Raw genomic sequence first — 16,529 nt, 5'->3', positions numbered from 1 at the left:
CGACTATGTTGCGCTACGCTCTCATATCGCTTGGCTTGCACGGTGCCCTGTTTCTGGTGGCGTGGCTTGGCCTGCCTGACCTGTTTGATGAAACACCGCTGGATTTGCAGTCCATTTCGGTCGAAGTCGTGACGGTAGATGAATTTTCTGCCGCCCCGACAAAGGCTTTGCCAAAGCCCGAGCCGAAAGAGGAACCAAAACCAACGCCCAAACCGGAACCAAAGCCAAAACCAGAGCCCAAGCCGGAACCGAAACCGGAACCCAAGCCTGAGCCGAAGCCAGAGCCAAAGCCGGAACCCAAACCCGAGCCCAAGCCAGAGCCGAAACCCGAACCAAAACCGGAACCGAAGCCTGCGCCCAAGCCCGAACCGGTGCCTGTGCCCGAAGTCAAAAAAGAGCCGGAGCCAAAGCCCGAGCCAGAACCAGAACCAGAACCGCAGCCAACCGAACTGGCGGCAGTAAAACCGACAAGCAAGCCGACGCCACCCAAACCGGAACCGGTTAAAAAGCCGGAGCCGAAAAAGGAAGAACCAAAGAAACGCGACCTCATGAGCGTTCTCAAGGACGTCAGCAAGCTTAAGGAAACGGCGGAAGCTACACCGGAACCGCAGCCCGACGAAGCCCCAGAGGAAAATGCCAGCGAGGTTGTCGCAACCCGACTGGACGCCAATCTGACCATGAGCGAACTTGATGCGGTCAAACGTCAGATTGAACGATGCTGGAGCCCGCCGGCTGGTGCGAAGGAAGCTGGTCAGTTTGCAGTGGAAATTCACGTCAGCGCAAATCCGGACGGCACGGTCCGACAGGCGCGCATTAGCAACCTGAACGAAATTCAGGGCGACGCTTCTCGCCGCACGATTGCGGAAAGTGCCCTGCGAGCAGTGCTAAATCCGCAATGCAGTCCTCTAAAACTGCCGCTGGATAAATATGAAATGTGGCGCACATTCACGTTTAATTTTGACATGCGTGAAATGCTGGGCCTTTAACTTACAAGTTCTTGAACACGCGTGGAAAATAGCGAGGCAGGATGACGATCAAGACCAACGCACGAAAACGATTTTGGGTTAAAAGCGGTGTCGCAGCACTGTGCGCCCTTGCCGTTGTCGCTGGCCTGAATGTCGGGTTCATGTCGCCGGCAAAGGCGGAACTGCGGATTGATATCACCAGAGGTGAGCTCAAACCGATGCCGATTGCGGTCACCAGCTTCCCGGGGGATGGCGTTTCGGAAACCGAAATCGGCCAGAACCTCACAAAGGTGATTGCTGCCGATCTTGAACGTTCCGGCCTGTTTTCGCCGATCAATGAAAACGCATTCATCCAGAGTGCGGCTTCATTGGCGGTGAACCCGAACTTCGCCGAATGGCGCGCGATCAACGCGCAGGCGCTTGTGAATGGCCGGGTTGTCACCGAAGCAAACGGTCTGTTGCGTGTTGAATTCCGTCTTTGGGATGTGCTGGCCGAAACCCAGATGTCGGGAGTAGCCTATCGCACGCAGCCCAATAACTGGCGTCGCATCGCGCATAAGATCGCCGATGAAATCTATAAACGCATCACCGGCGAAACCGGGTATTTTGATACCCGCATTGTTTATGTGTCGGAAAGCGGTCCGGCAGACAAGCGCGTCAAGCGTCTGGCGATTATGGATCAGGACGGGGCAAATCATCGCTTCTTGTCGGATGGTCGGTTCCTTGTGCTGAACCCGCGTTTCTCGCCGACCGCGCAAGAAGTGGTTTACATGTCGTATTTCAACGACAAGCCACGTGTTTATGTTTTGGATATTGATACCGGCGAGCTGGAATTGCTGGGCGATTTTCCGGGGATGACATTTGCGCCCCGATTCGCGCCAGACGGGAATTCGGTTGTGATGTCACAAGCGCTTGACGGGAACAGCGAGATTTATGAGCTGGACCTACGCACGCGTGAAAAGCGTCAACTTACGCGTCATCCGGCCGTGGATACCTCGCCGTCCTATTCGCCTGAAGGGTCGCGCATTGCGTTCAACTCCGATCGCAGTGGCGCACAACAACTTTATGTGATGAATGCCGATGGTGGCGGCGCACAGCGTATCAGTTTCGGTGGCGGGCGTTATGCCACACCGGTCTGGTCGCCGCGCGGAGACCTGATCGCATTCACCAAATCGCAAGGAGGTCGTTATTATATCGGCGTCATGCGGCCAGACGGCAGTGGAGAAAGGCTGCTGGCCGAAGGGTTCCTCGTCGAGGGACCAACATGGGCGCCGAATGGTCGAGTTCTGATGTACTACCGCCAACACCCGTCCAGGGACGGGACCAAGGATCGCTATCGTTTGTATTCGATTGATCTCACCGGTTTCAACGAACGAGAGATCGTTACACCGGCGGATGGGTCGGACCCAGCATGGTCACCCTTGATTCCCTGATATCTCAAGAGTATAGTCATCGCGAAGCACTGAATGCGATTCGCTTTAATCGCGGGCATTTTCGGTGTCGCGAGACATGGAAAACACCAACCTCGGGCGAATGCGTCCGGTGTTAAGGGGAAAACTTAAATGAAACTTCGTATTCTCAGCGTTTTTGCTGCTGCCGCTCTTCTGGCTGCGTGTGAAACTGCTCCTGATAGCACGGCGACCACCGGCGGCGACGGTGCAAGCACTTCTTCATCTAGCGCGTCTTCGTCAACCACGCTGTCTGAAAGCAGCCCTGAGTGGTTCGCTGTCAACGTTGGCGACCGTGTCTTCTTTGGCTTCGACAAATACGATCTTGCTGGTGAAGCACGTCGTACCCTGGAACTGCAGGCCGCTTGGCTGAAGAAATACCCGCAGTACAAGGTTGTTGTTGAAGGCCATGCCGATGAACGCGGCACCCGCGAATACAACCTTGCACTGGGCGAGCGTCGTGCGAACTCGGTAAAAGATTACCTTGTCGCTCTGGGCATCGACCCGTCGCGCGTTGAAACCATTTCTTATGGCAAAGAGCGCCCGGTTGCTCTTGGTCACGACGAAGAAAGCTGGGCTAAAAACCGCCGCTCTGTTTCGGTTATCCGTTAAGAGCGTGCAGGTGCAAGCCTGACTTGAAGATCAAGGCGCCTGTCCCGCTTGGGGCAGGCGCCTTATTTTTGCCGCCTGAAAATGTTTGAAAAGTCATAGTGTGTTTTCATAGTGCACTTTCAAAGACTGCATTGACGACAAAGGACCCGAAAATGATCCGTGTTCGATCCGCCATTTCGCCAAAAAGCCGAACTGTTTTGATGGCGCTGGCCCTTGGAACCGTGTTTGGCGTGACGTCGCTTGGGTCCGGAACAGTTCAGGCACAAGACGCCAATATGTCGCGACAGGTCGAAAAACTGCGCGAAGACCTGGATCTTCTGCAGCGCTATGTCTACCGCGAAGGAACGGGTGATGCCGGGCAGGCTGCTGCGTCTTCTGGCGGCGGGGCTTCCACACCGGCCGCGGCCCGTCAACAGGTTCAGATCAGCGACCTTGAACGTGCGACGACCCAACTGACCGGGCAACTTGAACAATTCGATTTCCGCATTCGCAAGATGGAAGACCGTCTGGAACGTCTGGTGGCCGACATTGATTTCCGCCTCAGCCAGCTTGAAGGCGGTGGTGCGTCAGGCGCAGGTGCCACAGGTGCTGCTACGCCATTGGCTGCCGGTGAAGCCGCATCGGGACAAGGGGCTTTGGCACCGGCAACATCTTCAACCGGGCAAGGCTCTGCTGCGACCGGCGAGACGCTTAATGATCAGGGCACCAAACTGTTTGGCGTGATTGAAAATGAAGGTCAGCCGCCGCAAATCCCAAGTGGCACGTCATCAAACACCGCGCCTGCTCCACAAACCCAGACCGCCGCAACCGCGACCGGGACGCCCGAAGAACAATATCGCGAAGCCTTTGGTCTTTTGCGCAAGCAGGACTTTGCCGCAGCAGAACAGGCACTTGGCAATTTCGTCAGCAGCCATCCCAACGATCCGTTGGCAGGCAATGCGCAATACTGGCTGGGTGAAACTTATTATGTGCGCGGTCAGTATGAAAATGCGGCCATTGCCTTTACCGAAGGCTTCCAGACCTATCCCGACAGCACCAAGGCACCCGATAACCTTTTGAAACTTGGTATGTCACTGGCAAATCTTGGCAAGAACGAAGATGCCTGCACGGCATTTGGGCATTTGCTCGACAACTTCCCGAATGCATCGAATGTTGTCCTTGATCGTGCCCGTCAGGAACGCCAGAACCGCGGATGCCCGCAGTAAGCGCTGCCTGCTGCAACCGTCATGATTGACCGCATCCCCCCATCTTCTGATCACACAACGGCATCCAGTGGAACACCACTGGATGCCGTTGTCTTTGATCGCCTGATGATGGATTTTGCGCCGTTCGAAGCCGTGCCAAAACTTCTTGTCGGCGTGTCGGGCGGGGCCGATAGCATGGCGTTGGCGCTGCTTGCGCATGAGTGGTGTCAGGCGCGGGGCGGGGGGATACTTGCCGTAACAATTGATCACGGTCTGCGCGCCGGTGCTGCCGACGAAGCACGCTGGGTCGGGCGGGAACTTGGCAAATACGATATCGATCACGTTATCAGGGATTGGCGGGGCAACAAGCCCGCTGCTGCTGTGCAGGAACATGCCCGCAATGCCCGGTACCAGATGTTCGATGATCTGATGCGTGAAATGGGCATTTTCCATTTACTGGTTGCCCACCATGCCGATGATCAGGCGGAAACCATCACCATGCGCACGGAACGCGGCACGACCCAGCTTGGTTTGGCAGGGATGTCAGCCCGGCGCAATTTGCGCCATGGTCGGCTGCTGCGCCCGCTTTTGTCGATCCCGAAGGCCGATCTGATCGCAACATTGAACGCACGTGGTCAGGCATGGGTTGAAGACCCGTCAAACCGCAACGAGAAATTCGAACGTGTGCGGGTGCGCCGCGCGCTTAAGGCCGGGCAGGCCTCCGATATCGATGAAACTGCAACGGCAACCCGCCGCCAGAACCTTGAAGCCCGCATCGGCCAGGTGTTGGCCGCTGCTGTGACCCTGCAGGACATCGGTGTGGCCGTTTGGGACCCGAACGCGCTTTGGGGTTGGGGGCAGGACGATGATGCATCCCGACACCTCCAACTTGCAGAAACGCACGCATTGGGGCAGGTCGTCCGCACAGTGGGCGGGGCGGCCTATATGCCTGCGTTGGATAAACTTGCAAGTGCCCTGGCACGGTTTGCGACTGATCCGGCATCAAGGATCAGTCTTGGCGGTTGTGTGCTTCATGGGCGCAAAAACCGGATTTATATTTATCGCGAACTTGGCCGGATGGATCAAAATCCGGTGGTGATAGATACCAAATCACATCCCCGCCCCATGTCGATGCGATGGGATAATCGCTTTGAATGGCGGGCGGAAGGCATGATGATTGCTGATGTGGCGGGGCTTTCGATTGGGCCGCTTGGCCTTTGTGATGTGTTTCACACGAAGTCTTTTCGGGCCGCATTGCGCGAAATTGCACCATTTATTGGTAATTTACCACGCGCAGCCCTTGCATCCATGCCTGCTCTCTACGATAAAGAAGCCTTGCGATCCGTTGGCGGGCTTGAGGTTTCGGAGCTTTCCGACGTACTATCCGCCGCCGGCTGCGCGCCGCCTCTGGGCAGGGGCGGGAACGCGTCTGGCGGAAGATGGCAGTTTGCGCCGCAAGTACCTTTGTGGGAAAGTGGTTTCAAATCGTCACCGAAACCCGACAACCTACTTGCGTAAGCGGGGCTTATGACTATTTGTTGGTCAGACCCTGCGCAGGAAGTTTTGCGTCACGGCACACATAAATTGCGACCAGTAGCTTGGAATGAATATGGGAAAAAATCTCGCACTGTGGGTTATCATCGCCATCCTTTTGGTGGCGTTGTTCAACCTGTTTCAGTCGCCCTCCGGACGGTCCGATCAGCAGACGCTGGCATTCTCGGACTTCCTTGCAGAAGTTGATAGCGGCCAGATTTCGGAAGTTACCATCCAGGGCAACAACCTGACTGCAGAAACGCGCGACGGTCGCTCTGTTACTGTTTATACCCCGGATTATCCGAACCTTGTCGAAAGACTGAACGACAAAGGCGTGCGCATCATCGCACAGCCGGAAGAAAGCCTGTCCCCGCTGATGAGTGCACTGATCAGCTGGTTCCCGATGCTACTGATCATCGGGGTGTGGATTTTCTTCATGCGTCAGATGCAAGGTGGCGGCGGCAAGGCCATGGGCTTTGGTAAGTCCAAGGCCAAGATGCTGACCGAAAAATCCGGTCGCGTGACCTTTGAAGACGTTGCCGGTATTGAAGAAGCCAAAAGCGAACTTGAAGAAGTTGTCGACTTCCTGCGCGACCCGCAGAAATTCCAGCGCCTTGGCGGTAAAATCCCCAAAGGCATGCTGCTTGTCGGCCCTCCGGGTACCGGTAAAACGCTTCTGGCCCGTGCGATTGCCGGCGAAGCAAACGTACCGTTCTTCACGATTTCCGGTTCTGACTTCGTTGAAATGTTCGTTGGTGTCGGTGCATCGCGTGTGCGTGACATGTTCGAACAGGGCAAGAAAAACGCGCCTTGCATCATCTTTATCGATGAGATCGATGCTGTCGGTCGTCACCGTGGTGCCGGTCTTGGCGGCGGGAACGATGAACGTGAACAGACGCTGAACCAGCTTCTGGTCGAGATGGATGGTTTTGAGGCCAACGAAGGCGTTATCCTTGTTGCCGCAACCAACCGTCCGGACGTTCTTGATCCGGCATTGCTGCGTCCGGGCCGCTTTGACCGTCAGGTCGTTGTTCCGAATCCCGATCTTGAAGGCCGTGAACACATTCTTGGTGTCCATGCCCGCAAGGTTCCTTTGGGTCCGGATGTCGATCTGCGCACGGTTGCACGTGGTACGCCGGGCTTCTCCGGTGCTGATCTGGCAAACCTTGTCAACGAAGCAGCCCTTTTGGCAGCCCGTCTTGGCAAGCGCGTTGTCACCATGGCCGATTTCGAAAACGCCAAGGACAAGGTCATGATGGGGGCGGAACGCCGTTCCATGATCATGACTGATGACGAGAAAAAGCTGACGGCCTACCACGAAGGTGGTCACGCCCTTGTCGCCTTGCACACCCCGGCTTCTGATCCGATCCACAAGGCCACCATCATTCCGCGCGGTCGCGCTCTTGGTATGGTGATGCGTCTGCCGGAACGCGATCAGGTGTCCAAATCCTACGAACAGCTTATCTCCGACCTTGCGGTCGCGATGGGCGGTCGTGTCGCCGAGGAAATCATCTTTGGCAAGGACAAGGTCACCACGGGCGCTTCTTCGGACATCAACATGGTGACGCAATATGCACGCAAGATGGTGACCGAATGGGGCTTCTCGGACAAACTTGGCAACGTCAAATACGTTGATAACCAGGAAGAAGTGTTCCTCGGCCACAGCGTCGCACAGCACAAGAATGTCTCGGAACAAACCGCACAGTTGATTGATGAGGAAGTCCGTCGTTACTCCGACGAAGCTTACCAGTTCGCCATGCGTGTTTTGACCGAACATATTGATGACCTGCACAAGCTTGCAAAAGGTCTTCTGGAATATGAAACCCTGTCGGGCAAGGAAATCGACGCGCTGCTGCGTGGCGAGGAAATTGACCGTCCGGGCCATTCTTCCGGCGGCGGCAAGGATTCTGGTGGTGGACGCCGTTCCACCGTGCCAACTTCCGGCAGCGCCCGCAAAGACAACCCTGGTGAAGGTGGCGGGGATCTTTCCCCGGAACCGCAACCGGGAAGCTAACAGAAAGAGACTGATGGACGAGATCAAAAGATCGGTCCTGCGAAGCCCCGCCGATGTGCGGGGCTTTGCCGATTTTGAAGGACCGCTTTACTACGCACCGACCGGTTTCATCGACCATGCCGATGATCCCAACACATTGCCCCTCGCTGGATCGCGTCGTGGCTTTTCCGCGCTTGAAATCATCCGTCGTCGCGAAGGCGGCGGGGCCGAAAGCATGATCCTGCCGTTGCTTGCGCTTGAAGGCTGGGTGCAAAACAGCGGGCGCGTTGATGAAATCAACGCAGTCCTTGACGGGCTGATGGCCAAACGTCCGGATTTTGCCGGGTTGGACATGGCGTCCTGCCACGTGATGGGCATCATCAATGTCACGCCCGACAGCTTCTCTGATGGCGGTGACTATAACTCGACAGAGCAGGCGGTTGCCCGTGGGCGTGAACTTGCCGCGCAAGGGGCATCAATCCTTGATATCGGCGGGGAATCAACCCGTCCGGGGGCGGATGATGTGTCCGAGGCAGCCGAAATCGACCGCGTCGTGCCTGTCATTCGCGAACTTGCCGCGGACGGTCATGTGATTTCGATTGATACCCGCCATGCTGCGGTGATGGAAGCCGCGCTTGAGGCCGGTGCAGCCATCATCAATGACGTCACCGGGCTTGAAGGCGACGAACGGTCGATGGAAGTTGCTGCGGCAAGTGGTAAACCGGTGATGCTGATGCACATGCAGGGCGAACCGGGCACCATGCAGGCCAACCCGCACTATGACTGCGCAGCGCTTGATATCTATGATTATCTGCTTGATCGCATCGAAAGCTGCGAGCGGGCCGGAATCGCGCGTGAGCGTATTTGCATTGATCCGGGTATCGGTTTTGGCAAGACGCTGTCGCATAATCTTGAATTGCTGTCGCGACTGGCGATGTTCCATGGTTTGGGATGCCCGGTCTTGCTGGGGACATCACGCAAGTCGTTCATTGGCAAAATAGACCCCAATGCCGACCCCAAGCAGCGGTTGGGTGGATCGATTGCCTCGGCGGTAAACGGGTGGCGCCATGGCGCGCAAATGCTTCGCGTACATGACGTTCAGGAAACCGTACAGGCAATTTCCGTCGTCAGCTCTACATCGATTGTATAGATAACCAGCTAATGCATATTCTGGTTGTATAGCTTGTGCTTTTTGCACCAATTGCTAAAAATAAGGTCCTTGATCTGTTCTGAAGGTGCACTTTGGGACGATTTTGGACCTTGTTTTTATAGGGGTCGGATTCTGGCATTTTCTGACCTTTGGTGGTTGGTGCTTGCAGAATTGCCGCCATGACCACATACCAAGAGACAGTAATTAAAATGGCGACAACGTCACTATCTATGGTTGGGCTGCAATCAAACGCGAAGGTCATTATATGAACGAGGTTGTCGTTCTGGCGGACCCGACTGCGGGCGACGCCACATCTGGCTGGAATGCGATGAAGCACTGTGTTTATGTTGTCGAAGATAATACGGATCTGAACAAGGATCTGTGTGAATATCTTGAAATGTGCGGGTTTGATGTGATCGGGTGCGAAACCGGCGCAGCATTTTACCGGGCACTTGATGCGCGTAAACCCGATGCCGTCATTCTTGATATCATGCTGCCAGATGCAGACGGATATGAATTGGCACAACATGTGCGCCAATCTGTTGACTGCGGCATTATGATGCTGACATCCCTGTCGGGCATGGATAACCATCTGACGGGCTACAAGTCCGGTGCAGATGTCTATCTGACCAAAGACAGCCCGCTTTCGGTGATCGAAGCCGCGTTAAAGCCTCTGCTTAGGCGTGCGGCACGCGTCGAAGATACGGTGACTGAGACCCCGGCAATCGCCGAGGATAGCTGGGTTCTTGATATGCTCAACTGGACGCTCAGCAATCCTGACGGTGCAACTGCAAGCCTGACGGCGACAGAACGCACGATCATCAAACTTCTGATTGAAGCCAACGGCGCATGGCTGACCCGACCGGAAATTGTCGAAGCACTTGGCAAGGCCGATACGGCCGAAAATTGCCGTAACCTTGATACGGCGATTCGCCGCGTGCGCCAGAAAATCCTCAAGGAAATCGGTGAAGAACTGCCCGTCCGCACGGCCTATGGCCGGGGGTATGCCTTTACGTCACCCGCTGCGGTTTCCGGCGAAGCAGAAGCTTCCTGATTTTACCGTCATGTCTGGCAACAACATCCGGGGATGACGCCGGGGCATAACTACCTGCTGTAGCCAATCTTGGGTTCAATTGGGTTCGGATTCTAATAGCAGGCACAGCTCGATGTTTTTTGTACTGTGCTTGCGTAAGACAATTGATCCTCCGTGAGCCTCGACAATGCGTTTGGAAACATGAAGCCCCAATGCCCGGCGCATGGAGTTTGTCTCCATGCTGCGTGTGATCAATGCGTCCCTGATCAGGATAATGTCATCTTCTTCAAGTCCTTCACCCTGACAGGGAATGCTGATTTCAATCAGCATGTCTGATTGTTGGCGAACGTCTATGGTAATCGGGCTTCCCGGCGAAAACCGGCGGGAGGTCTCAATCAGATTGGTAATGGCAAGCCCCATAAGGGTTTTATCAATCAAGATTTCATCCTGCCCAGTGTTGTGACACACCACCGCGACCCCGGCGCCTTCGCGGGTCGTCTGGGCGGCGAAATCCTGCAAAAAGCGGTCAACAGACACCAGTTCGCGATCAAGTGACATTTCCTGACTGTCAATGCCATCCTTGGTCAGGAAAATATCAACCAGCCGTGCAAGTTTCCGGGCTTGCAGCTGGATGCGTTGCAGACGTTCCAGCGCATCGTCCTTGCGATTTGCAAGTTGCAACATCAACATTTCCGATGACCGCTGAATAACGGCCAACGGGGTACGGAACTCGTGCGACAGCATGGAAATCAGTTTCCGCTGTTCTGCAACCAGTGTTGTGGTTTCCTCTGCCTTCAGCGACACCAGCACACGTTCCTTGTCCATGCTGGCCAACCTTACTGTCATCAGAATGCCGGCTCCGACCAGATGAAGGACCAATGTAAACTGATGTATCTGCATGCGCATGGGGGTCGCATCAATAACCCCTGAAAGTGCAAGCTGGATGATGATGCCACCTGCAGTCGGAATTGCCAAAACCACCAGATACCATAAGTCGAGCGGTTTTCGGTTGTCGCCAAAGGCACGCATGATCAGGATCACGCACATCACAGCCATAAACAGGGCATGACTGGGAACGATATAGGAGCCAAAGATTGTGTAAAAATCGCTGGTTGTTCCAACCGCAAAGGCCAGAATGCAAAAGCCATAGACGCAACATATTTTGTGGAATGTCGGGAAGTGCTTTTTGGCCTCGATGATATAAAGCCACAAGAATATCGCCATGCCGTATGTAGCGACATTGGTGATGCCAATCAGCACGTCATTCATCCACGGAATTTCCGGGCGCAATTCGCTTAGTGCGATACCATTGATAAGGGATGTGACCGTACCAATGGCAAGAACCCAGATACCATACAACACGACGGCCTTGTCACGTGCGATCAGACCAAGTGTCAGATAGGCCAGCCCCAATGTCAGGCAAAAACCAAAAAAGAAGTTAATCGCAAGGTTGCGAAAAGACAGCGATGAAATCAGTGCCTTCGCAGGCCAGATCTTCATCGTGATCCAATTGGCGCTATTACTTTGTATGCGCACATACATGTCATAGTCACCCGGCTCTAGCAGCGGCAAAGATGCAACATGTGTGCGCCCGCCATATGTGCGTTCGCTGCTGGGGATATGGTCGCCCAGATTGAATTCCTCGAACGGGGTGCTTTCGCCCGCACGCATCAGGAACACGTCAATGAAGTTCAAATAGGACGGCGTGATCTCAAGCAACGCGTGGTTGCTTAACGGCTGCTCGATCGAAAGACGAACCCGATGCCAGACTATATCGCTTGTATAGCCAAATGACGGAATGGCCTTGGCCTGTGCCTGTGCAAAGGCGCTTTCGGGTAGCGCAAGTATATCGCCCAATTCAAGTGCGCGGCTTGTATCGATAAATGATGCGACATGGTTGGTCAGGTCAACCGGGGATGTGACGTCGCCCGTCAGGATCAACCGGTCATCAACCACATCCGATGATGGTGCCTCTTGTACGGTCATTTGTGGGTGCGCAGACAGGGCCGGTTGCGCGATAGACAACGTCACCAGCACCATCAACAACATCATCATGATTTTGCGATGCCCCCTGCTTTGTGGCAGGGGTGGTGTATTTGGCGCAATGGTTGCTTTGGTCATGACCAAGGCCCCCCGTTGTCGGGGGTTTCTGAACGTTGTTCGTGGAACGCAACCCGGTTTCTGGTTCCATGCAGAACCGTTTTATCGCGATCAAAGGGCAGTTTGATCAGCACCGTCGTGCCGCCTTTTTCCCCAACGCTGAGTGAAAGCGTACCGTCATGGGCTTTGATAATTCTGTTGGTCAGATGCAGGCCCAGCCCAACGCCTTGGGTTTTGGCCGCATCGCGCCCGCGGTAAAAGGCATCCAGAACGTTGCCAAGCTCTTCTACCGGGATGCCGGGGCCTTCATCAACCACACGGATATAAAGATAGCCGTTCGCGGCACGTTCGCTCGAAACCCAAACGGCTGCGCCCGGGGCATATTTTCGGGCATTCTCAATAAGATTAAGGATGGCCCGTTCCATCAGGACACGGTCAATTTCCACAACTGCCATTTCTAAATGAAGCAGGCTGATGTTCTGACCGGGAACTTCACGGTGCCGCCGGGCGATCAATTCACTTAAAAACGTATCAATGGCCACTGCCTCGCGAGACGTGGTAAAGGCCGCATTATCAAGCGTATCCTTGGTCAGGAACGCATCAACAAGGCTTGAAAGCTGTCCGGCGTTGCTGCGGATCGTCGCAAGCCTGCTGATGATGGCTTGTTGTTCGTTTTGCAGATGTAGTCCCAGAATTTCGGCCGACCTTTGAATGATTGCCAAGGGGGTGCGAAATTCGTGCGATAGCATGGTGATAAAGGTGCGCTGTTCGCCCGCCAGCTGATCGGCATGTTGACTTGTGCTAAAGGCCTCTGCGCGACCATGTGCAAGTTTGAATGTCCTAAATCCCATGGCAATACCGATCATCACGATATGAACAGTCGAACTCATCGGATAAATGTTCTGGGTAAATGCATTGATCGGGGTCAGGCCGGTCAGCATCATCAGATGCACAATCACGGCGATGGTCGGGATGCCCAGCGCGACCATCAGAAAGCTGTACCTCATCAGATTTTTTTCGCGAAAACTGATGTAAACCAGAAGGATCAGCAAAACCACCAGCAGGCAGATATCGGAAATAAAGAACAGCTTGGCATATATGATGTACCAGTCTGATGTGCTGGTAACAAAACCCAGCATGGCAAGGGCTGCAAAGCTTGCAATTGCCCGGAAAGTTTTCGGGAAATATTCATTCACACGGATAATGTAACACCACATGATCAGGCTGCTGCCGATCGAAAGGGCGGTTCCGCTGCCGGTGATTGCATCGCTTGCCAGCGGCCAAAACGATGTGAACATCAAATGGGCGTATCCTGAAACACCCAGATTGATGAAAAACATCGCCAGGATATAGACCGAATACCAGCAGACTGCCTTGTCGCGCGACAGCATCCCAAATGCCAGATAAATGCCAAATGCAACGATCAGAACACCAAGGTAAACCCCCTTGAGATAACTGTCCTGGCCGGTGCTGGCGATCATGGTGCTCTCGGGCAAAAGCTTTGCTTCAAACACATGGGCGCTGTTGGTTTTGACCCCGATGGTCAACCAATAGTGTCCCGATGAAAGTTCCGGCCATTGAAGTGTGGGGTAGGGGCTTGTCAACTGATCAGCACGTGGTGGTACCCGGTCGCCAACATGATCCCACCAAACGGTTTGACCCGTTTCACCTGAAATGATCGACAGTGCAATATCATTCAAATAGGCAGCGCCGACCCTTATAAAGGCGGCGTTTTGATCCGTTGCCAAACGGTCATCAACGACGAACGGGGCGCGATACCAGACCGTATTTTTGGTATAGCCCGGCCCGCGTGTGTTCAAAACAGGTTCAAACGCCGTGCGGGGAATCTGGATCAGATCGGCCGGCTTGGTGATCCGTGCTTCTGTCGTCAATCGTTCCAGAAAATGCACCAGATCAATGTCATCGCGCGGGCCATGACTTCCGATCAAAAAGTGCGTTTTACTGTCATCTGCAAGGGACTTGGACGCGAACAAAACGCCAAGTAAGGCTGTAAGCAATATAACGATTGCAAACAGCACCAGATGTGGGCGGATATCGCGCAAAGTTACCCCGGGTCCAAACCTTTTGAATTTATCTGATCGTGATAGCTGTTTTTCCACGCAAGGTCATTGCTTTTATCAGTATGAAAGCATGTAGGATTGTTGCCCGGCTGCGTTAACGTATTTGTCGCCAACTTGCTTGTAAAATGTGTTGATTGCCGGTGGCATCGCGTCGTTACTTTGATATAACCGGCAATCAGAATTTAAAACAGGGCAACCATGCCCCTGACATAAGCAGAGACACAGAATATGAGCCGCAAATATTTTGGCACGGATGGCATTCGTGGAACGGCCAATACGGCCCCGATGACCGCCGAGGTCGCCCTGAAAGTCGGTATGGCTGCCGGGCACTATTTTACCCGGGGCAATCATCGCCATAAGGTCGTGATTGGCAAGGATACCCGTCTTTCCGGTTACATGCTTGAACCGGCTCTTGTTGCCGGTTTTACCTCGATGGGCATGGATGTCATGCTGGTTGGTCCGATGCCAACACCTGCGGTTGCCATGCTGACCAAATCCATGCGGGCTGATATTGGTGTGATGATCTCTGCATCTCACAATCCATTTCAGGATAACGGCATCAAGCTGTTTGGTCCGGATGGCTTCAAACTGTCTGACGAAGTCGAACTCGAACTTGAAGCCCTGATGGAAAGTGATCTTTCGGGCAAACTGGTTCCGGCCAATGCGCTGGGCCGTGCCAAACGTATCGATGATGCGCCGGGCCGCTATATCGAGGCCGTCAAATCCTCGCTTCCGGGCACCGTAACCCTTGAAGGTCTTCGCATCGTTCTTGATTGCGCCCATGGTGCAGGCTATTCCGTCGCTCCCAAGGTGCTGCGCGAACTTGGCGCAGAGGTGATTGAAATTGGCACCAGCCCGAATGGCATGAACATCAATGATCAGTGCGGCTCGACCTACACCAAAACCATGTGTGACCGCGTGCTGGCCGAAAAGGCCGATGTCGGGATTGCGCTTGATGGGGATGCTGACCGGGTTCAGATGTGTGATGAAAAAGGCCTTCTGATCGATGGTGATCAGCTGATGGGGCTTGTCACGACCCATTGGAAACGCACCGGTCAGTTGCGCGGGAATGCGCTGGTGGCAACCGTAATGTCCAATTTGGGGCTGGAACGCTATCTTGAACGCAACGATGTCCGTCTGATCCGCACCAAGGTTGGGGATCGCTATGTCGTCGAACAGATGCGTGCCCTTGATTGCAATGTCGGTGGCGAACAGTCCGGTCATATCGTGCTGTCGGATTTTGCATCGACGGGCGACGGTCTTTTGGCCGCCCTTCAGGTGCTGGCAGTTCTGGCAAGCCGCGAGGGACGCGTTTCGGAAATGAGCCGCGTGTTTGAACCGCTGCCTCAGATTTTGAAAAATGTACGCTATGCGGCGGGCAGTGATCCTTTGTCGCAAAGCAGCGTGATCGACGCCATTTCATCTGCCGAAAAGGCGTTTGACGGTGATGGGCGTGTTTTGATCCGTAAATCGGGAACCGAACCATTGATCCGTGTGATGGCCGAAGGCGATGACGCGATCAAGGTCGAACAGATTGTCGATGGCATTGTCGCCGAAATCACCGCTGTTGCCGGTTAAGGCCTGCACGGTGCCGCATAAAACTGAATTCGCAGGATAAGGATGGATCGTATGAAGGGTCGTGTCTTGATTATCGCCGGGTCTGATTGTTCAGGCGGGGCTGGCATTCAGGCCGATATCAAATCGGTAACCGCCCTTGGCGGCTATGCTGCGACTGCGATCACGGCACTCACGGTGCAAAACACCACCGGGGTCTTTGATGTTTTAGGCATCGCCCCTGATATGATCGTCCATCAGGCGACGGTGACGATTGATGATATTGGTGCAGATGCGCTTAAAACCGGCATGCTTCATTCTGTTCCGGTTATCACGGCGGTGGCGGAATTTATCAAATCAAAGGCCAATGGTATCCCGGTTGTGGTTGATCCTGTGATGATTTCCCAAAGCGGATCACGCTTGCTTCAGGAAGACGCGGTCGATGCGCTTATTGCCAATATGGTGCCCTTGGCGACGGTCCTGACGCCAAATATCCCCGAGGCAGAAGTGCTGTCTGGTATGAAAATCACCAGCGAAGGCGATATGATAGCTGCGGCCCATAAAATTGGCGATCTCGGTGCCGAGGCCGTCCTGATAAAAGGCGGTCACGCGGACGGCGATAAAATCGTCGATATTTTGTGGCGCCGCGATGGGGACGTCGAAGGCTTTGAAGGCACGCGCATCCCATCGGAGAACAATCACGGTACAGGCTGTTCGCTTGCAAGTGCCATTGCGACCGGACTGGCACAGGGTATGGCGCTAAGTGATGCCGTTGCCCGCGCACGGGCCTATGTCCGCGAAGCCATCCGAACCGCGCCGGGCTATGGCAAGGGAAACGGTCCGCTTAATCACGCCCATCCGGTCACCGGTTAGGGG

12 protein-coding genes are annotated in these 16,529 nt (G+C 54.6%); 10 read left to right on the top strand and 2 right to left on the bottom strand.

The features are described 5' to 3' along the window. Nucleotides 1-5: 5 nt before the first annotated feature. From JF44_RS0102545 to JF44_RS0102510, 8 genes are all read left to right on the top strand, one after another. On the top strand, nt 6-986 hold the full coding sequence (locus JF44_RS0102545; protein WP_033067366.1) for an energy transducer TonB: 981 nt from the start codon (nt 6-8) through the stop codon (nt 984-986). Between the two features lie 41 nt (nt 987-1,027). After that, nucleotides 1,028-2,398, top strand: a complete 1,371-nt coding sequence (gene tolB / locus JF44_RS0102540) for a Tol-Pal system beta propeller repeat protein TolB (RefSeq protein ID WP_033067365.1) — start codon at nt 1,028-1,030, stop codon at nt 2,396-2,398. Nucleotides 2,399-2,527: 129 nt separating this feature from the next. Next, a complete protein-coding gene (pal, locus tag JF44_RS0102535) occupies nt 2,528-3,025 on the top strand; it encodes a peptidoglycan-associated lipoprotein Pal (protein WP_033067364.1) in 498 nt (165 codons plus the stop codon). Nucleotides 3,026-3,177: 152 nt separating this feature from the next. Further along, a complete protein-coding gene (gene ybgF / locus JF44_RS0102530; protein ID WP_033067363.1) occupies nt 3,178-4,230 on the top strand; it encodes a tol-pal system protein YbgF in 1,053 nt (350 codons plus the stop codon). A gap of 21 nt (nt 4,231-4,251) precedes the next feature. Then, nucleotides 4,252-5,727 (top strand): tRNA lysidine(34) synthetase TilS, encoded by a 1,476-nt coding sequence (gene tilS, locus JF44_RS19795; RefSeq protein ID WP_052065384.1) that lies wholly within the window; start codon nt 4,252-4,254, stop codon nt 5,725-5,727. 85 nt (nt 5,728-5,812) lie between these two features. Further along, nucleotides 5,813-7,756: an ATP-dependent zinc metalloprotease FtsH gene (gene ftsH / locus JF44_RS0102520; RefSeq protein WP_033067362.1), complete on the top strand. Its 1,944-nt coding sequence runs from the start codon at nt 5,813-5,815 to the stop codon at nt 7,754-7,756. A 13-nt stretch (nt 7,757-7,769) separates the two neighbouring features. Beyond that, nucleotides 7,770-8,885 carry a dihydropteroate synthase gene (gene folP, locus JF44_RS0102515; protein WP_033067361.1) on the top strand — a complete coding sequence of 372 codons (1,116 nt, stop codon included), beginning with the start codon at nt 7,770-7,772 and terminating at the stop codon, nt 8,883-8,885. A gap of 265 nt (nt 8,886-9,150) precedes the next feature. Beyond that, the gene (locus JF44_RS0102510; protein WP_033067360.1) at nt 9,151-9,939 is read left to right on the top strand and encodes a response regulator transcription factor; all 789 of its coding nucleotides are present in this window, start codon (nt 9,151-9,153) and stop codon (nt 9,937-9,939) included. A gap of 75 nt (nt 9,940-10,014) precedes the next feature. Here JF44_RS0102510 and JF44_RS0102505 read toward each other — a convergent pair whose 3' ends face one another. Next, nucleotides 10,015-12,039, bottom strand: a complete 2,025-nt coding sequence (locus JF44_RS0102505; RefSeq protein WP_033067359.1) for a sensor histidine kinase — start codon at nt 12,037-12,039, stop codon at nt 10,015-10,017. Beyond that, on the bottom strand, nt 12,036-14,036 hold the full coding sequence (locus JF44_RS0102500; RefSeq protein WP_162181377.1) for a sensor histidine kinase: 2,001 nt from the start codon (nt 14,034-14,036) through the stop codon (nt 12,036-12,038). The genes JF44_RS0102505 and JF44_RS0102500 overlap by 4 nt, the downstream gene beginning before the upstream one ends. A gap of 291 nt (nt 14,037-14,327) precedes the next feature. Here JF44_RS0102500 and glmM point away from each other — a divergent pair, with 291 nt between their 5' ends. Both glmM and thiD read left to right on the top strand, forming a co-directional pair. After that, on the top strand, nt 14,328-15,677 hold the full coding sequence (gene glmM / locus JF44_RS0102495) for a phosphoglucosamine mutase (RefSeq protein WP_033067357.1): 1,350 nt from the start codon (nt 14,328-14,330) through the stop codon (nt 15,675-15,677). 51 nt (nt 15,678-15,728) lie between these two features. After that, entirely contained in the window at nt 15,729-16,526 is a 798-nt protein-coding gene (gene thiD / locus JF44_RS0102490) for a bifunctional hydroxymethylpyrimidine kinase/phosphomethylpyrimidine kinase (RefSeq protein WP_033067439.1), read from the top strand. Nucleotides 16,527-16,529 lie beyond the last annotated feature (3 nt).

The sequence above is a fragment of the Thalassospira australica genome (assembly GCF_000763295.1).
Lineage (GTDB): Bacteria > Pseudomonadota > Alphaproteobacteria > Rhodospirillales > Thalassospiraceae > Thalassospira > Thalassospira australica.
Note: the sequence above shows the minus strand (reverse complement) of the source record. Positions and strands in the feature narration are given on the sequence as shown.